Source organism: Halalkaliarchaeum sp. AArc-GB (assembly GCF_031432225.1).
Classification (GTDB): domain Archaea; phylum Halobacteriota; class Halobacteria; order Halobacteriales; family Haloferacaceae; genus Halalkaliarchaeum.
Genome location: NZ_JAVKGM010000006.1, coordinates 124,917 through 140,085 on the forward strand (window position 1 = coordinate 124,917; position 15,169 = coordinate 140,085).

Here is a 15,169-nt window from a genome sequence, read left to right on the forward strand (position 1 = left end):
GATAGTTTTTGCCGTCCGGGGCGTATTCCACGCGCATGGCGACCCGCGTTCCCCCCGAGGAGTTCCGCGCTCGACTGGCCGAGATCCGCGGCCGGCTGTCCGAGGCCGAGGCGGATGCTGCCGTCTGGTTCAACGCGACGAGCATCGAGTACGTCACCGGCTTTCATCACATCCAGACCGAACGCCCGGTCTGTCTGGCGGTGACGCCGGATCGCGTCGAAATCACGGTCCCACGGCTCGAAGTCGAGCGCGTCGAACCGAATCCCCGCATCGACGCGGTGCATCACTACTTCGACTATCCGGGCGGGAAACCCATCGAGACCGCAGTCGGGATGCTTCGGGAACTGGACGTCGACCACGTCGCGGCCGACTCCGACGGCGCCCCCGGCGTGATGGGATACGAGGGGCCGGCGCTGTCGGAGTTCCTCGAGGTCGACACCCAGGAGTGGATCCCCCGGATGCGGTGGGAGAAGACGGACGCGGAGGTCGATCTGGTCCGGGAGTCGGCCAAGTGGGCCAACCTCGGACACCGTTACCTCGCAGAGTACACCGAAGTCGGCGCACATCCAGCAACGGTGAGCCAGCGCGCCTCGATGGACGCCTCGCGGGCGATGCTGGACACCCTCGGCGAGCGGTACGCCGTGCGGGTCCGCGGGAGCGGACCGGTCCACGCCGGCTACATCTCCGGCGAGGAGACGGCGCTTCCCCACGGCCACACCCCAAACGAACGGCTCTCCCGGGGTGACGTGCTCATCACCGGCGCCTCCGCGAACGTCGACGGCTACCACTCGGAGCTGGAGCGGACGATGTTCGTCGGGGACTACACTGAAGAGGACGCACACTACTTCGAGCTGATGCTGGAGGCACAGACGATCGCGATCGAGGCGCTTTCTCCCGGCGTCCCCGTCGAGTACGTCGACAGACAGGTGTGGGAGTACTTCGAAGAACAGGGGGTGACGGAGCTGGCCCAGCATCACGTCGGCCACAACATCGGGATGGAAGGGCACGAGCCGCCCTACCTCGACCGCGGCTGGAGCGAGCGGTACGAGGGCAGTGCGACCGAACTCGCGCCGGGACAGATCTACACGATCGAGCCGGGGCTGTACACCGACGACGCGGGATACCGCCACTCCGACACCATCGCGATCACCGAGTCGGGGACCGAATGGCTGACCTACTATCCCCGCGATCTCGAGTCGAACGTCATCGATGGGTGAGGACACCGCCGGATACCGCGTCGTCGACGGACACAACGACGTACTGTTGCGCGTTTACGAGGAACTGCTCGACGGTTCGGCCGACTCTCCGACGGTTCCCGACGACGTCAAGTCGTTCCTCGAGGGCGATGACGGCGTCGGATCGTTCCTCGAGGGTCGTGAGGGACACGTCGATCTCCCGCGCGCGTTCGACGGCGGCTTGGCCGCCGGCTTCTTCGCCGCGTTCGTCTCCAACGATCTCGATCCGGAGTCGCCGGACCTGTCCGCGATCGACTTCGAGGACGGCGAGGTGCCGCCGCCGGTCGATCCGTCGGTGGCGGCCCGCGCCACACACGACCAGCTCGCGTTGCTTTCCCGGTGGGCCGACGCACACGACCGGTTCCGAATCGTCGAGTCGATCGCGGATCTCGACGCCTGCCTGGCCGGCGACTGCCTGGGGGCGATCCCGCACGTCGAAGGCGCAGGCGGGATCGCGCCCGACCTGTCGAACCTCGAGGCTCTCGTCGACGCGGGGCTCCGGTCGGTCGGGCTCACCTGGAGCCGACCGAACGCGTTCGCCCACGGCGTGCCGTTCCTCCACGGATCGACTCCCGACCACGGTCCCGGCCTCACGGACGCCGGACGGTCGCTGGTCCGGGCGTGCAACGACCGGGGACTGGTCGTCGACTGTGCACATCTCAACGCGGCAGGCGTTCGTGACGTCCTCGCCGAAACGGAAGATCCACCGGTCGTAAGCCACACTGGAGTTCACGAAATCTGCCCTTCCTCGCGCAACCTGACCGACGAACAGCTGCGGGCGATCGCCGATGGCGACGGGATCGTCGGGCTCACGTTCGCGACCCGGTTCCTCCACCCGGACGGCGACGACGACCGGGAGCTCCCGCTTTCGGTCCTCCTCGATCACCTGGATCATGCCGTCGACGTCGCCGGCGTCGAACACGTCGCCCTCGGCTCCGACTTCGACGGCGCGACGGTGCTTTCGGCCGTCGATGACGTCGCCGGACTCCCCGGGCTGTTCGATGCGATCGAGGATCGGGGATACAGTCGCCGGGAGTGTGAACTGCTCGCCTACGGTAACTGGCGGCGGGTGCTGGCTGCGACCTGGGACGGATAGTCCTCCGGCTGGTTCGAAACGTCCGGGTCGATTCGGTCGTCGCAGGGGTCCGTTTTCATCGCAGCCGGAGTGCAGCCACCGCCACGGCAAGGGAACCGAGGAGCCAGGCGGAAAGCCCGGCGAGGCTCGCCGGGACCGAGGCCGTCTCCGGCCCCGCGCCGCCGGCGGCGGAGATCACGGTCTCGAACACCAGCCCGCGGAAGGCGCTCGCGGGGGACAGCGCCAGCGCGCCGTGGGTCGATTCACCGCCGAGGGCGCCGCTTGCGAGCCCGCCGACGATCGCCAGGTCGGCGACCAGTACGATCCCGACAACGGCCCCGACCGAAAGCGCGATTCCGACCCGGGCTGAGGTCGCCACCGCCGACACCGCGACGCCGACGGCAAGGGCGACCAACGCGTACAGCAGGGTCAACGCGGCGAGCCGGGCGAAGAGGATCGGGGAATCGGCCCCCGCGTGGGTCGCGAACACGGACGCCTCCGGCGCTGTCGACACCGACACCAGTCCGGCGACGGCCATGAACGGAACGAGTACGATCGCCGAAAGCGGGATCGCCCGTCCGAGATACGCGCCGAGGACGTGTTGCCAGGCGGCGACCGGATACGTCGACAGCACGTCCAGTTCGCCGCTTCGCGCGTCCGAACGCAGCGTCCGGTAGCCGAACGCCACCGCCACGACCGGTACCAACACCGAAAGCGCCGCGAGGAGGTCCGCGGTTGTCGCCAGATAGCTCGACTGATATCCCCCGCCGGCGTACGCCACGCCGACGATCGCGATCGTCAGCCCAGCGCCAAACAGGAGGCCGCCGGTGCTGCGCATCGCCGATCGGAGCTCGCGTGCGGCGACCGCCGCGATCGGTGCCGTTCGGCTCCGGCGACCTGTCGGCGGCGACTCGTCTCCCTGGCTCTGGAGACCGTCTTCAGCGTGGGTTTCTGCGGCCTCGTCGGTCATTGCTTTTCACCTTCCGATCCGCCGACGTACACGGTTCCGGCGGCGCCGGCGACGGCCGTGTCGTACACCTCGGCCAACGTTTCCGCCCCGAGTTCGTCCCGCAGTGCTGCGGGGGTTCCCGCGCGGACGACCTGTCCGCGGTCGAGCACCCCGATACGGTCGGCACGCCGATCGACCGCGTTCAGATCGTGGGTCGTCGCCACGACTGCAACCCCTCGCCCCGCGAGTTCTTCGATGGCGCCGAAGATCCGGGATCGCATCCCCGGATCTAGTCCGTGTGCGGGCTCGTCGAGGACGACCACCGGCGGATCCCCGACCACCGCCTGTGCGATCCCGAGAAGCTGACGCATCCCCCCCGAGAGTGCGCCGACGGGTCGGTCGGCGGCCGCCGAAAGCCCGACGCGTTCGAGATGCGCACGCGGCTTGGGCTCGGGAACACCGAGCACCGACTCGTAAAAACGAAGCGTCTCCGCGGCCGTAAACTCCGGCCGGAACGCCGGTCGCTGGGGGAGATAGCCGATCCGGCGCGGCCGATCCGGACCGTCGTAGCGTATCCGTCCACGTTCGGGAGGTTCAAGCCCCACGAGCAGCCGCAACAGGGTAGTTTTTCCCGCGCCGTTGGGGCCGATCAGGGCGGTGAATTCTCCCCTCCGAATTCCCAGCGAGACGCCGTCGAGGACGGCGACGTCGCCGTAGCTGTGAGTGAGATCTTCGGCGACCAGTGTCGGTTCGTCGATTGGTTCGACGGCCGGTTCATCGGTCGGACCACCGGCGGGTTCGTCGGTCCGACCACCGGTGGGTCCGTCGGTCAGATCGGGTTCCGATTCCGTCATCGTTCCTCCTCGGTTTCGTCTTCCGTTTCGTCCACGTCGCTGCCGGCTGTCGTCTCCGCGTTGTCGTGTTCCTCGAGCAGTCCCACGCGCTCCAGTAGCGCCGGGTTGGCAGGGGAGGCACGCGGAGCGACGTCGACGACGCCACCGGTTTTGAGGCCGGGAACGGCGTCGGAAAGCGATCGCAGCGCGGCCACAGCGGGGGACCGAGCAAGCGTCGCTGCCCCGGCGGTCCGCCCGAGCCGTTCGTCGACCGGATCCGTGGCGACGTACTCGCGTGACAGCGTCGCTCCGTCTCTGTGTTCGTCCGTCTCTCCAACGGCACCGAGCGCGCCGTCCCAGTAGTTCCCATTCCCGTCGTGGGTCCAGATCCGGAGGGGTCCGATCCCGCTCGCGTACACGTGTCGGTCGTTCCCGACGAAGTCGTTCGCGACGATCCGGTTCGTCGGGAGGATACTCGACATCCGCGCTCCCACGTCGTTGTACGCCAGGACGTTGTGTTCGTACAGCGACGTCCGGGTCGCCGTCGACATCCCGCGGTTGTTGTCGACGAGCACGTTTTCGGCCACGTAAACGTCGCTGCCGGAGGGAGAGATCCCTGTCGTGCTGTTTCGAACGTCGTTGCCGACGATCGCGTTCCCGGCGGGATCGGTCATGATCGTGATGCCGCCGAACGCGCCGCCGCGAACGACGTTGTCGGCGATCAGCGCGTCGTCGGTGTGCATCAGGTGGACGCCGTACCGCATTCCGTCCATCGAGTTGTTCCGCACGACTGTCCCGTGAGAGCGGTGTGTGTACACCCCATCGCGGCCGCCGGCGAACGTCGAGTTCTCGACGACTGCGGGCGATCGCATCACCATCACTCCCATGAAGCCGTCGAGCCACTCGTCGGCGCCGCCGACGTCGACGTTCCGGACGACTGCACCGGGGCTGTCCCGCAGGAGAATCCCGTTTGCGGGCGTGTCGACGTCGACGCCTGCGATCAGCACGCCCGCGGCGTCCACGGCAGCGATGCCGGCGTCCCCGTGGCCGTAGCCGAGTTCCACGTTGGCGTCCCAGGCGTCCGTCGGTACGGCGTCGGGATCCCGGGTTTCGTTGCCCACTCCCGAGACTGCCACGCCGGCGACGGCGACCCGGTCGGCGGTGATCTGAATCACCGTTCCGTTGCCGTCGCCTCGGACGTGAACTGGCTGTGTGGTCTCCGTCGTCTTCTCCGTGAGGTGTGTCGAACCTGCCCCCGTGTCGGTCTCCTCGACCCCGACGAGGGTGATCGGCCGGTCGATCTCGACGTGCTCCTCGTACGTTCCGGCCGGGACGACCACCGTCGTGTTCGGTTCGGCGACGTCCACGGCGGCCTGGATCGTGTCGGCGTCCTTGCCGACGACGACGGAGACGGGACGGGTCTCCTCCTCGAGCAGTTTGGTCCGGGAGTCGACGTCGGCGTCGGCCTGTGCTGTGCGGTCGTTCACCGACTCGCGGACGCCATCGGCACCCGTCCGTTCGTCGCTCCGTTCGAGCGCGGTTTCCCAGTCGACCACGTCGCCGCCGTGATCGTGGACGAACGCCTCTGCCTCGCCCCGGTTCGAGAACGGGAGGATCGTCCCCCCGTCCGGGCTTCGAGCGTCGCTTTCGACGACGTAGACCGCCTCGTCTGCGGCGACCCATCCCGGCGTTCGCATGGGCGCAGGATAGCCGTCCTCGTCGAGGCGGATCCCCGTCCCTGCATAATCGGTGACGTGGACGGCCATCGGGTAGCCGAACTGAGCGTCGTGTCCCGGCTGGCTACTCACGTCGGCGTACGTTCCGACACCGTAGTAGCCGGTGACGTACCGGTACTGCGAGTAAAACACCTGGACTTCGGGGAGGGAAACGTTTTCATCGAGGGTGGCGGTGGCTTCGCTCGTCAGTCCGACAGTGACTGTCTCGTCGAACGGAACCGGTTCGGTCTCCGCCGCGCCGGCGTCGACGACGAACAGTCCGAGTGCTCCGAGTCCGAAAAGCAGCGCCAGAACGATCCCGGCCACCGCGAGCGACCGGGGAGTACTCCACGACACACGTCCCTCTCGCGGAGCTGTGGGGTTAGCCCCTCTGGTACGGTTCTCGAACGTCCCGGTCGGAATCGACGTTTCCGTCTCGGCTCCCTGTCGCGTCTCGGTCCCCGTCTTCGCTCTCTGCTCGTTCCCCGTACTTCGTTTCGAACTCGTGTATCAGCCGACCCATCCGGGCGTACCAGTCGTTGAGCATCCGTCGGAGGTTCGAAGCGATGCGGTCGGGCTCGGCCGGCCCGTAGACGTGATAGTAGCCGCCCTGGTCGTAGTTGATCTGCTCTTTGCTGAGGAACCCGGCGTCGTACAGCCGCTGGATGGAGCGATACACGGTCGATCGCTCCCGGTCGACGCGCTCGGCGATCTCGTCGACCGTAAGCGGCCCGTCGCTTTCGGCGATCGTCCGGAAACACCGTTCGTCCAGTGAGTTCAACCCGTGGAAACACTCGAGCAACCCCTCACACTCCAGCTCGTTTCTGAGGATCTCGGCCACGGAGTCGGACATGTCCATCCCGGTCTACGGCATCTGTTGTGAAAAGTATTGTGGATATAGAACAATACTATTTCGATCGTCGAACCGCGGGGGACACGGAACGAAACGTTTAGGCGGGCACGGACAGTAGCGACCCTTATGAGCGGCAATCAAGGCGGACTGATGTCGAGTGCCGGTCTCGTTCGGTACTTCGATGCCGAAGACCGGAACGCCATCACGATCGATCCGAAGACGCTGATCGCCTTCGCCCTCCTGTTCGGCGTCTTCGTGCAGGTCCTTTCCCTTACGGTCTGAACCCTCCGTTTTCGCGTTTCCTCTTTACTGGCGTCTCTCGGCCTCCCGTCCGGTTCGACGATCGGCGTAACCCACATCGACACACCCTTATGGACGCTCGGTGAACCTTCGGACATGACAGCCGTCGGCATCGACGCCATCGAGATCTGGAGCGGCAACCTCAAACTCGACTTGCCCGAGACGTTCGCGTCGGTGAAGGGGGAAGACCCCGACAAATACCGCAAGGGACTGGGGCTGGAAGCCTCCTCGTTCCCCGACGTGTACGAAGACATCGTCACGATGGGGGCGAACGCCTCGAAGAGACTGATGGAACGTAGGGGTCTGGAACCCGGGGACATCGGTCGGATCGACGTCGCGACCGAGTCGGCGTTCGACCACTCCAAACCGGTGTCGACGTACATCGCCGGTTGCCTCGAGCAGGTGTTCGAGGGCGACTTCCGGCACGCCAACAAGGGCGAGCGGAAGTTCGCGTGTGTCTCGGGCACCCAGGCGATCGACGACGCGTACAACTGGATCCGGGCCGGCCGCAACCGGGACCGTGCCGCGCTCGTCGTCGCCACTGACACTGCGCTGTACGAGCGGGGCGATCCCGGCGAAGCGACCCAGGGTGCGGGCGCGGTCGCGATGCTGATCGACGAGAACCCCGACGTCCTCGCGCTCTCCGACGAGCAGGGGTTCGGTAGCATGGACGAGACCGACTTCCTGAAGCCGAACCAGCAGTTCCCGAGCGTCGACGGCAAGCGGTCGATCCAGGTGTACCTCTCCCGGATGCGGGAGGCGCTAGAGGACTACGAGTCCGTCGCCGGACGCGTCTACGAGGAGGACTTCGCCTACGCGCCGTTCCACACTCCGTTCCCGGGGATGGTTCGCAAGGCCGGCCTGCTGGCGTACCGTCACATCACTCGCGATACGGAGATCGAAGACCAGCTCGCCGAGGAGATCGGTCGCCAACCCCGTGAGGACGAGTACGACTCCCGCGAGGAGTACGAGGAGGCCATTCGCGAGTACATGGACGCGCTGAAAGGCACCGAGCGATACCGGAGCTGGTACGCTGACGTCATCGAACCCACCCTCACGATCTCCTCGCAGGTGGGCAACTGGTACACCGGATCGGTTCACATCGCCCGTGCAAGCGCGCTGATGGCTGCCGCCGACGCGGACAGGGACTTCGAGGGCGAGCACCTGCTGATCGCTTCGTACGGCTCGGGCGCCCAGGCGGAGATCCACGCGGAGACCGTACAGTCCGGCTGGAAGGAGGAAGTCGAGGCGCTCGACATCGACCAGCAGCTCGAGAACCGCTACGACCTGACGTTCGAGGAGTACGAACAGATCCACAACGTCCACGACTTCGACAAGGACGTCGAGGTGGACGCGTTCACCCAGCCCGACGGCGAGTTCGCCTTCACCGGCTGGGGACGGATGAACGAGCGCAAGTACGAGTACGTCGAGTGATCCTCTCGGAATAGTTCTCTCCCGTCCCGGTGCAGCCTCGCACCGGTGCAGTCCCGCGTCGCCTTTTTATCTATGACTCGCCTACGTCGTCCATGACCGAAGACACGCCCTCTCGACCGATCGAGCTGCGAAACGGCGACGACATCGACGACCTCCTCGCGCGCGAGCCGCTCGTCCTGCTCGAGTTTTACACGAACAACTGCGGGATCTGTCAGTCGATCGAACCGGTTTTGGGACACGTCCACCGCGAGACGAACGTCACCGTCGGCGTTTGCAACCCGCAGACGGACATGGACCTCGTGGATCGGTTTTCGATCACGAGCGTTCCCACCCTCGTGCTGTTTTACGAGGGAGAGCAGCTGGCCACCCTGTCGGAGGGGTTCCAGGGGGCCGAGGCGATCCTCTCGTTCGTCGAGAGCAACCTGCCGGCGAACGCAACCCTCGAGGGATCGATCGTCGGGTAGTCCGTTCGTCGATTTTCAAAGCTCCTCGAGGTTCTCGAGGATTTCCTCGATATCGCGCGTCGAGACGGCAAGCGAGAAGCCGTCGACACGCGCCAGATCGGGCGCGTACTCCCAGAGATCCTCCTCGTCGATCCCGTGAAGTACCACCGCGTTCGGCGTCGGATTCACCACCCGCATCGCCACGAGTGGCGACTCCCCGCGGGTGACCCCCGTGAACACGAGCGCCCGGTTCGTCGACTGGCCGTACAGCCGGTAGAACTCCTCGCTGGAGAGCCGCGTGATCGCCGCGATGCTGTTGATGACGGTGTGGCCGTTTACAGTGTCCTGGTCCCCACGGACGATTTCAGTCGCACCCATCGCCTCGTAAAACGTCGACAGCGGCAGTGCCGTGGAGTACTCCCGGAGATCGTAGACGACGTCGCTCTCGAAGCCGGCCGAGATGACCCTGGCGTACTGGCGGATCCGTCCGCCGCCCCGCCGCTCGTCGATGTCGAGCAGCGCCTCGACCATCCGCGAGACGACGCCGATTCCGGGGGAACTTCGCCGCCCGCTCTCGTAGTCGGAGATGACCGACGAGGAGACCTCGAGCTGGTTTGCGAGGGCGGTCTGGGAGACGTCGAAGTCGGTCCGCCACTTCCGGAGCGTCGCGCCGGGGTCCTCGCTCAGAGTGATCTCGCCCGCGATCCGGCGGGCTAGATCCGCCCGAGCCGCCTCCCGGTCTCCGTTGTCCATACACGAGACGTCGCGAGCGGGGCCGAAAAGCGTATCGAACCCCGGGTTCGTCGCTCGTCGAAAGTGGTATATAGATGACTATTCGTTCCGACGCCGGTTGATTCTTTACACTCCGCCCAGAAGAATCCGCAACGACGGTTCACACACCGTGGGGCGTCTACGCCCGGCCACGCCGGTGGAAAGTCCGAACGAGAATGAAAAAAGTACGATTTGCTGACACGGATCGGGGGGTCGAAGCGGTCGACGACATCGAGGACCGCACCTTCGAGTTGCATCTCCCCGACGGAAGCGCGGTCGGGCCAGTCTCGGCGGATCGGTTCGCCTTTCCAGTAACTGCCGGGATCGAGGTAGAGGCGAGCCGGATCGTCGTGCCGGAGTACTTCGGGCTGTTCGTGTTCGATCGGGACGAGGGGTCGTTCGTTCGAACGATCAAGCCGGCTACCGATGCGTTCGTGTCGGAGGGTGCGTACGATGTCGACATCGGCGGCGCTCCACTGAAGATGTACCTCTCTTTCGAGGGCGCATTCGACGTCGTCCACCGTGCGGATAGAAACGAGCCGGAGACGGTGCTCGAGTTCGATCGAAATCGGCGTGTTCGGATCGGCGCGCGGTCACTTCACTCCAGTCCGGCCGGAACGATCACCACGACCGAATCAGTCGAGGACCTGATGACTGCGGTCTCCTCGTTCGGCTCTGCAATTAAAACGTTCTCGCCGGAGCGATCGTTTCCCACGCTCCGCGGTCACCCGCCGCGGCTCGAAGTCGGCGAGGAGTTCTCCGCTCCGCAGGGCATCGAACCGCCGGAGACCGGCGTCGAGATCGCAGTCCCACCCGACGTCAAGTCGGTGTACACGGTCGCTTCGCTTTCGTACTATCTCGGCGCGAAGATCGTTCCCGGTTCGGAGCCGGCGATCCTCGCGAACGGGGATCGGTTCCCGTTGACGGGCGAGAACGCCCCCCGGAACGCCCGGGCGCTGATGGACGGCGCCGCGGGGGCCCTGGAGCGGCAGTTCGCCCTCGACTGCGTGGTCCGGACGGCGGGGCTTTACGACGTGGATCTCAGGGAAACACAGCGATTGATCGAACGCGTCGACGTCGATCTCCAGCATCTGTACGATCTTCCGCTTCCGGATCGGATCGGCGCGTACTTCGAGGTTCCCGGACACGTCGTCGACGACCTCCTCGAATGGCACTCGACTACTGACATCGTACCCTCGTACCGGTACGCGAAGTACCTGCCGTACGCAGTGGCGGAACTCTCGCAAATCCGGAGTTACGATCCGTCCAGCGCCGACGAGGAACTGACTGCCTCGAGCGCGAACACCGGGGACTTCTTCCGGACGACCGACCGAAACGTCACGGAATCGGACGCGGACGGGCCGCGACCGGCGCTCGCCATGGGATCTCGTTCGGCCGACACTTCCGAACGCCGTAGACGGAATCCGAACGAAGTAGTGTCGCCGCCGGAAGTCGACACCGATACACACGTGTGGATCGCCGACCAGTATCCGGTTCGGGCAGGCAAACCGACGCTGGAATCACTGGAGCGACGTTTCGAGTCGAAGCGCGAAAAGGAAGAACCGGAATGGATACGGATACTGGTCGTCTGTAACGATTCGGAGATGCGAGAGGAAAGCGAGGACCTGTACGGGTTCCGTGACTTCTTCGAGTTCGACATCGACGTTCGGTACGATCTCTCGACGGTCGAACTCCGCGAAGCGCTGCACGAAGAGTTCGACTTCTTTCACTACGTCGGTCACGTCGACGAGCAGGGGATGCGGTGTCACGACGGTTGGCTCGACCTCCACGACCTCGAGTACACCGGCGTGGAGTTGTTCTTCCTCAACGCCTGCACGTCGTTCTCTCAGGGTCGGGGACTGGTGGACGCCGGCAGCCGCGGTGGCGTGGTCACCCTCGCGGAGGTGTACAACTCGCTTGCAACCCGATTCGGTCGACGACTCGCCCGTCTGCTGGACGCCGGCTTCGATCTATACGGGGCGCTCGCGGCGGGGCGGGATAGCGTCATCGGCGGCGGAATGTACGGCATCATCGGCGACGGACGGGCGTCTCTGTGTTACAATACAGATGGGGTACCGACGCTGTATCGGGTCGAACGGATGGGGGAAGACGACTTCGAGATCACGCCAATCTCGTATCCCACATCGAATTACAATGTTGGTACTCTGCTGACTTTCATGTATGAGGAAAATGAGATAATGCACATCGGATCCGGTACGGGTGTGCCTTATACACTTCCGGGCCAGGAATTGTCAGAATTCTTGTCGGGGAAATCAATACCGGTAGAAGTGAACGGCAAACTTTACTGGTCTAACGAACTCGGTCCCTCTGATATCTAGGGTCCTGGCTGAGGAACTGCGCCACTGTTCCCCACCACGCTCCCGGCCTGCGTCAACAGCAGGGTAATCGTGAACAGGACGCCGATCATCTTGGGGTGCTGTGCCAGGTATTCGCTGATGCTTGCTTCCGACATACATGAACCCATTTTCCGGGAAATATTAAAATAATATTTAAATAAATCTGATCAAAAATAAGTTGTATTAAGATACGTAAAAATGAATGAACTACCCGCTGGTATGTTCGACGATTCAACGGGAATTTACAAATAACTGTGGGGTGGTACGGACGATCGAGGGGTTCGTTTCCGGTGTCGACGCCCCGAACCGGCCGAAACCCGGATATCCCTGCGGCCGTATTCCCGGACATGCCGCCGACCACGGTACACGTGGCGATCGCGGGGTTGATCGCCTGTGCCCTGCTGCAACACCACTTCGACACGAAGGCGATCCTGCTCGTGCTGGTCGCCAGCGCCGCCCTCGACCTCGATGCGTTGCTGGCCGTCTACTGGTCGGGGACACATCGGGCCGCATTGCACAACATCTGGCTCCCGCTCGGGGCGTTCGCGTTGCTCGCGTGGGACGTGAAGTTCCGGTCGGAGTCGTTCGTGCTCTCTCGATGGGGGGAGTACGGCTGGCGGGTCGGCTGGGTGACGATCGTCGCGGTCACGTTCGGTCACATCCTGCTGGACGCCTTCTACAACGGCGTCAACCTGTTCTGGCCGCTCCACGACCAGCTGTACGATTTCTCCGGGGAACTGCTCGTTTCCGACCAGCGAGGGTTCGTGCAGGACGTGATCGACCTCGGGGACGACGGCACCACCCAGCGCGGCGGCTCAGGCGACGTCCACTACACGACCGCCGTCGACCCGTCACCGGCGCCCAGTCCCGATGAGGACCCCGAACGCGTGGCGTATCTCGCAGAGACCGGAGAACACATCCTGCTTACTGTCGTCGGATTCGCGGTCGTCGCCTATCGGATCTGGGAGCACCGGCGCGGCGACGGCGTCTGATACTGATTATTGTAGCGATTTACCGGTCGATCGGCCATCCGGCCCGCCGATCGTCCGGGTACGGCCGAGAATACTCAGTATGAGCCGGGTTCGGGTTTCCGGAAGCTACCGATCCCACTCGTAGCGTATTGCCGGTGGCTCCGCCATCGCGTCGACTGCCTCGCGCCACTCGGGTTGACTGATCGAGTACGCGATCTGATCGTGGACGCTCCCGTCGGCGTAGCTGATAGCGTTTCGGATCCGCCCCTCCCGCCGACCACCGAAGCGGTCGACGTACCGTTCGACTGCCTTTTGGGAGTTCTCGTTGTCGGGGTGATGTGTCACCCGAACGACGTCCAGATCCAACTGTCCCAGTGCCAGGTCCAGTAGTGCGCCCGCACGTTCGCGGGAGTAACCGCGACCCCAGAAGCGTTTGCGGAGCCAGATCCCCATCTCCGCCCGGCGGAGTTCCCACTCGATCCTGAGCCCGGAAAAGCCGGCGAGTTCGCCCGCGCCGGGCTCCCCGTCCCGGGGGCGGATCGCGTAGTCGGCGACGGTTCCCTCCTCGCGGCCGTCGACCCCGCCCTCCAGGAAATCGAGGGACTCTTTCGGATGAGCGTGTGGCTCCCAGGTGACGTGCTCGGTCACCTCTTCGATCGCGTCGCCGTCTGAACAGTACTCGTACAGTTCGAGGTAGTCGACGTTCTCCGGCGTCCGGGACTCGAGCCCGAGGCGCTCGGTTTCGATCCGTTCGGGGAACATACCTCCCGGTCTCGTTCGAGTATAAAAAGGATTGCCGCGGTGTGAGACACGTTATCGACTGATTCAAGTACATTTGTACAAACCACAGGGTAATGGAGAGCTGGCACATGCCATGAACGGAATCGTCATCGGCGGGGCACGCTCCGGGGTCGGAAAGACGGTCGCGACGCTTTCTGTGATTCGGGCGCTGGAAAACGCCGGTCGTGCGGTTCAGCCCGCGAAGGCCGGTCCGGATTTCATCGATCCGAGCCACCACGAACGCGTGGCCGGCCGTCCCTCCCGGACGCTGGATCTGTGGATGCAAGGCGAGGACGGGCTCCGGCGCAACTACCACCGGGGTGAGGGGGACGTCTGCGTCGTCGAGGGCGTGATGGGACTGTACGACGGCGACGTCTCCAGTACGGCCGCGGTCGCGGAGGCGCTGTCTCTCCCGGTCGTTCTCGTCGTCAACGCGAGCGCCGGCATGGAGAGCGTCGCCGCGACCGCGCTCGGCTTCCGGGAGTACGCCGACCGGATCGGTCTCGAGATCGACGTCGCGGGCATCATCGCACAGCGTGCCCACGGCGGCCGTCACGAACGGGGGATCCGCGAGGCGCTTCCCGAGGAGATGGCGTACTTCGGTCGAATTCCGCCACAGGAGGACCTGGAGATCCCGGACCGCCATCTGGGGTTGCACATGGGCGAGGAGTCCCCACTCCCGCAGTCGGCACTCGATGCCGCGGCAGACCACCTCGAGGCGGATCGGCTCCTCGAGACCGCGCGGGAGCCACCCCGGCCCGACACAGCCTCCCCCGTCTCGTCTCGGCCGTCCGGGGACGGCCCCAGCGTCGCCGTCGCCCGCGACGCGGCGTTTCGGTTCGTCTATCCGGCCACGATCGAACGGCTCCGGGAGGCCGGAGTGCTCGTCACGTTTCAGCCAGTCGCGGGCGACGACGTGCCCGACTGTGACGGCGTGTATCTCCCTGGCGGGTATCCGGAACTCCACGCCGAGGCGCTGTCGGGAAGTCCGGCGGTCGACCAGCTCGCCGACCGAGCGGCCGACGGGCTCCCCATCTTCGGGGAGTGTGGCGGGCTGATGGCGCTTTCCGAGACGCTCACAACAGCCGAGGGGACCGAACACGACATGGCAGGGATCCTGCCGGCGGCGGTCCGGATGCACGACCGATATCGGGCGCTCGACCACGTCCAGTTGCGCGCCCGGACGGGAACTCTGACCGCCGCGCCCGGCGAGCGACTCCGTGGCCACGAGTTTCACTACTCCAGCGCCGACGTCGCGGGTGACGCTAGCTTCGCGTTCGAGGTCGAACGGGGTGACGGCATCGCGGACGGGCTCGACGGGCTCACCGAACACCGGACGCTGGGGACGTATGCCCACGTTCACCCCGAAAGCGGCGCGTTCGATTCGTTCCTCGATCGGCTGTAGGCGTTTCCGCTCGTCTTTTGAGCCCCGCGCTCGAACTCCCTTCAAGCC

General features: G+C 65.2%; 15 protein-coding genes. 8 read left to right on the forward strand and 7 right to left on the reverse strand.

Annotated features, from left to right (window positions below; translation table 11 throughout):
- Positions 1-35: 35 nt before the first annotated feature.
- The gene (locus tag RH858_RS08245; RefSeq protein ID WP_310561550.1) at positions 36-1,217 is read left to right on the forward strand and encodes a Xaa-Pro peptidase family protein; all 1,182 of its coding nucleotides are present in this window, start codon (positions 36-38) and stop codon (positions 1,215-1,217) included.
- On the forward strand, positions 1,210-2,331 hold the full coding sequence (locus tag RH858_RS08250) for a dipeptidase (RefSeq protein WP_310561551.1): 1,122 nt from the start codon (positions 1,210-1,212) through the stop codon (positions 2,329-2,331). The genes RH858_RS08245 and RH858_RS08250 overlap by 8 nt, the downstream gene beginning before the upstream one ends.
- A 55-nt stretch (positions 2,332-2,386) precedes the next feature.
- Here RH858_RS08250 and RH858_RS08255 read toward each other — a convergent pair whose 3' ends face one another.
- The 4 genes from RH858_RS08255 to RH858_RS08270 are packed head-to-tail and all read right to left on the reverse strand — an operon-like array spanning position 2,387 to position 6,660.
- The gene (locus tag RH858_RS08255; protein WP_259534735.1) at positions 2,387-3,280 is read right to left on the reverse strand and encodes an ABC transporter permease subunit; all 894 of its coding nucleotides are present in this window, start codon (positions 3,278-3,280) and stop codon (positions 2,387-2,389) included.
- A complete protein-coding gene (locus RH858_RS08260; protein WP_259534736.1) occupies positions 3,277-4,113 on the reverse strand; it encodes an ATP-binding cassette domain-containing protein in 837 nt (278 codons plus the stop codon). The genes RH858_RS08255 and RH858_RS08260 overlap by 4 nt, the downstream gene beginning before the upstream one ends.
- Positions 4,110-6,164, reverse strand: a complete 2,055-nt coding sequence (locus tag RH858_RS08265; RefSeq protein ID WP_310561552.1) for a NosD domain-containing protein — start codon at positions 6,162-6,164, stop codon at positions 4,110-4,112. Before RH858_RS08265 ends, RH858_RS08260 begins: the two co-directional genes overlap by 4 nt.
- A 25-nt stretch (positions 6,165-6,189) precedes the next feature.
- On the reverse strand, positions 6,190-6,660 hold the full coding sequence (locus RH858_RS08270) for a helix-turn-helix domain-containing protein (RefSeq protein ID WP_310561553.1): 471 nt from the start codon (positions 6,658-6,660) through the stop codon (positions 6,190-6,192).
- Positions 6,661-6,786: 126 nt separating this feature from the next.
- On the opposite strand from RH858_RS08270, the gene RH858_RS08275 reads away from it, so the two are divergent.
- The 3 genes from RH858_RS08275 to RH858_RS08285 all read left to right on the forward strand — a co-directional run bounded on the left by RH858_RS08275 (position 6,787) and on the right by RH858_RS08285 (position 8,858).
- On the forward strand, positions 6,787-6,942 hold the full coding sequence (locus RH858_RS08275) for a preprotein translocase subunit Sec61beta (RefSeq protein ID WP_119821616.1): 156 nt from the start codon (positions 6,787-6,789) through the stop codon (positions 6,940-6,942).
- Positions 6,943-7,056: 114 nt separating this feature from the next.
- On the forward strand, positions 7,057-8,394 hold the full coding sequence (gene hmgB, locus RH858_RS08280) for a hydroxymethylglutaryl-CoA synthase (protein WP_310561554.1): 1,338 nt from the start codon (positions 7,057-7,059) through the stop codon (positions 8,392-8,394).
- Between the two features lie 92 nt (positions 8,395-8,486).
- A complete protein-coding gene (locus RH858_RS08285; protein WP_310561555.1) occupies positions 8,487-8,858 on the forward strand; it encodes a thioredoxin family protein in 372 nt (123 codons plus the stop codon).
- A 15-nt stretch (positions 8,859-8,873) separates the two neighbouring features.
- On the opposite strand, the gene RH858_RS08290 is transcribed toward RH858_RS08285, so the two are convergent.
- Positions 8,874-9,590 carry a helix-turn-helix domain-containing protein gene (locus RH858_RS08290; RefSeq protein WP_310561556.1) on the reverse strand — a complete coding sequence of 239 codons (717 nt, stop codon included), beginning with the start codon at positions 9,588-9,590 and terminating at the stop codon, positions 8,874-8,876.
- Positions 9,591-9,784: 194 nt separating this feature from the next.
- On the opposite strand from RH858_RS08290, the gene RH858_RS08295 reads away from it, so the two are divergent.
- The gene (locus tag RH858_RS08295; RefSeq protein ID WP_310561557.1) at positions 9,785-11,947 is read left to right on the forward strand and encodes a caspase family protein; all 2,163 of its coding nucleotides are present in this window, start codon (positions 9,785-9,787) and stop codon (positions 11,945-11,947) included.
- On the opposite strand, the gene RH858_RS08300 is transcribed toward RH858_RS08295, so the two are convergent.
- Positions 11,944-12,081: a hypothetical protein gene (locus tag RH858_RS08300; protein ID WP_310561558.1), complete on the reverse strand. Its 138-nt coding sequence runs from the start codon at positions 12,079-12,081 to the stop codon at positions 11,944-11,946. The genes RH858_RS08295 and RH858_RS08300 overlap by 4 nt on opposite strands.
- Positions 12,082-12,312: 231 nt before the next feature.
- Between RH858_RS08300 and RH858_RS08305 the strand changes: the two genes are divergently transcribed.
- Positions 12,313-12,957, forward strand: a complete 645-nt coding sequence (locus RH858_RS08305) for a metal-dependent hydrolase (RefSeq protein ID WP_310561559.1) — start codon at positions 12,313-12,315, stop codon at positions 12,955-12,957.
- Positions 12,958-13,062: 105 nt separating this feature from the next.
- Here RH858_RS08305 and RH858_RS08310 read toward each other — a convergent pair whose 3' ends face one another.
- On the reverse strand, positions 13,063-13,698 hold the full coding sequence (locus tag RH858_RS08310) for a GNAT family N-acetyltransferase (RefSeq protein WP_259534749.1): 636 nt from the start codon (positions 13,696-13,698) through the stop codon (positions 13,063-13,065).
- A gap of 112 nt (positions 13,699-13,810) precedes the next feature.
- Between RH858_RS08310 and RH858_RS08315 the strand changes: the two genes are divergently transcribed.
- Positions 13,811-15,121 (forward strand): cobyrinic acid a,c-diamide synthase, encoded by a 1,311-nt coding sequence (locus RH858_RS08315; protein ID WP_259534750.1) that lies wholly within the window; start codon positions 13,811-13,813, stop codon positions 15,119-15,121.
- Positions 15,122-15,169 lie beyond the last annotated feature (48 nt).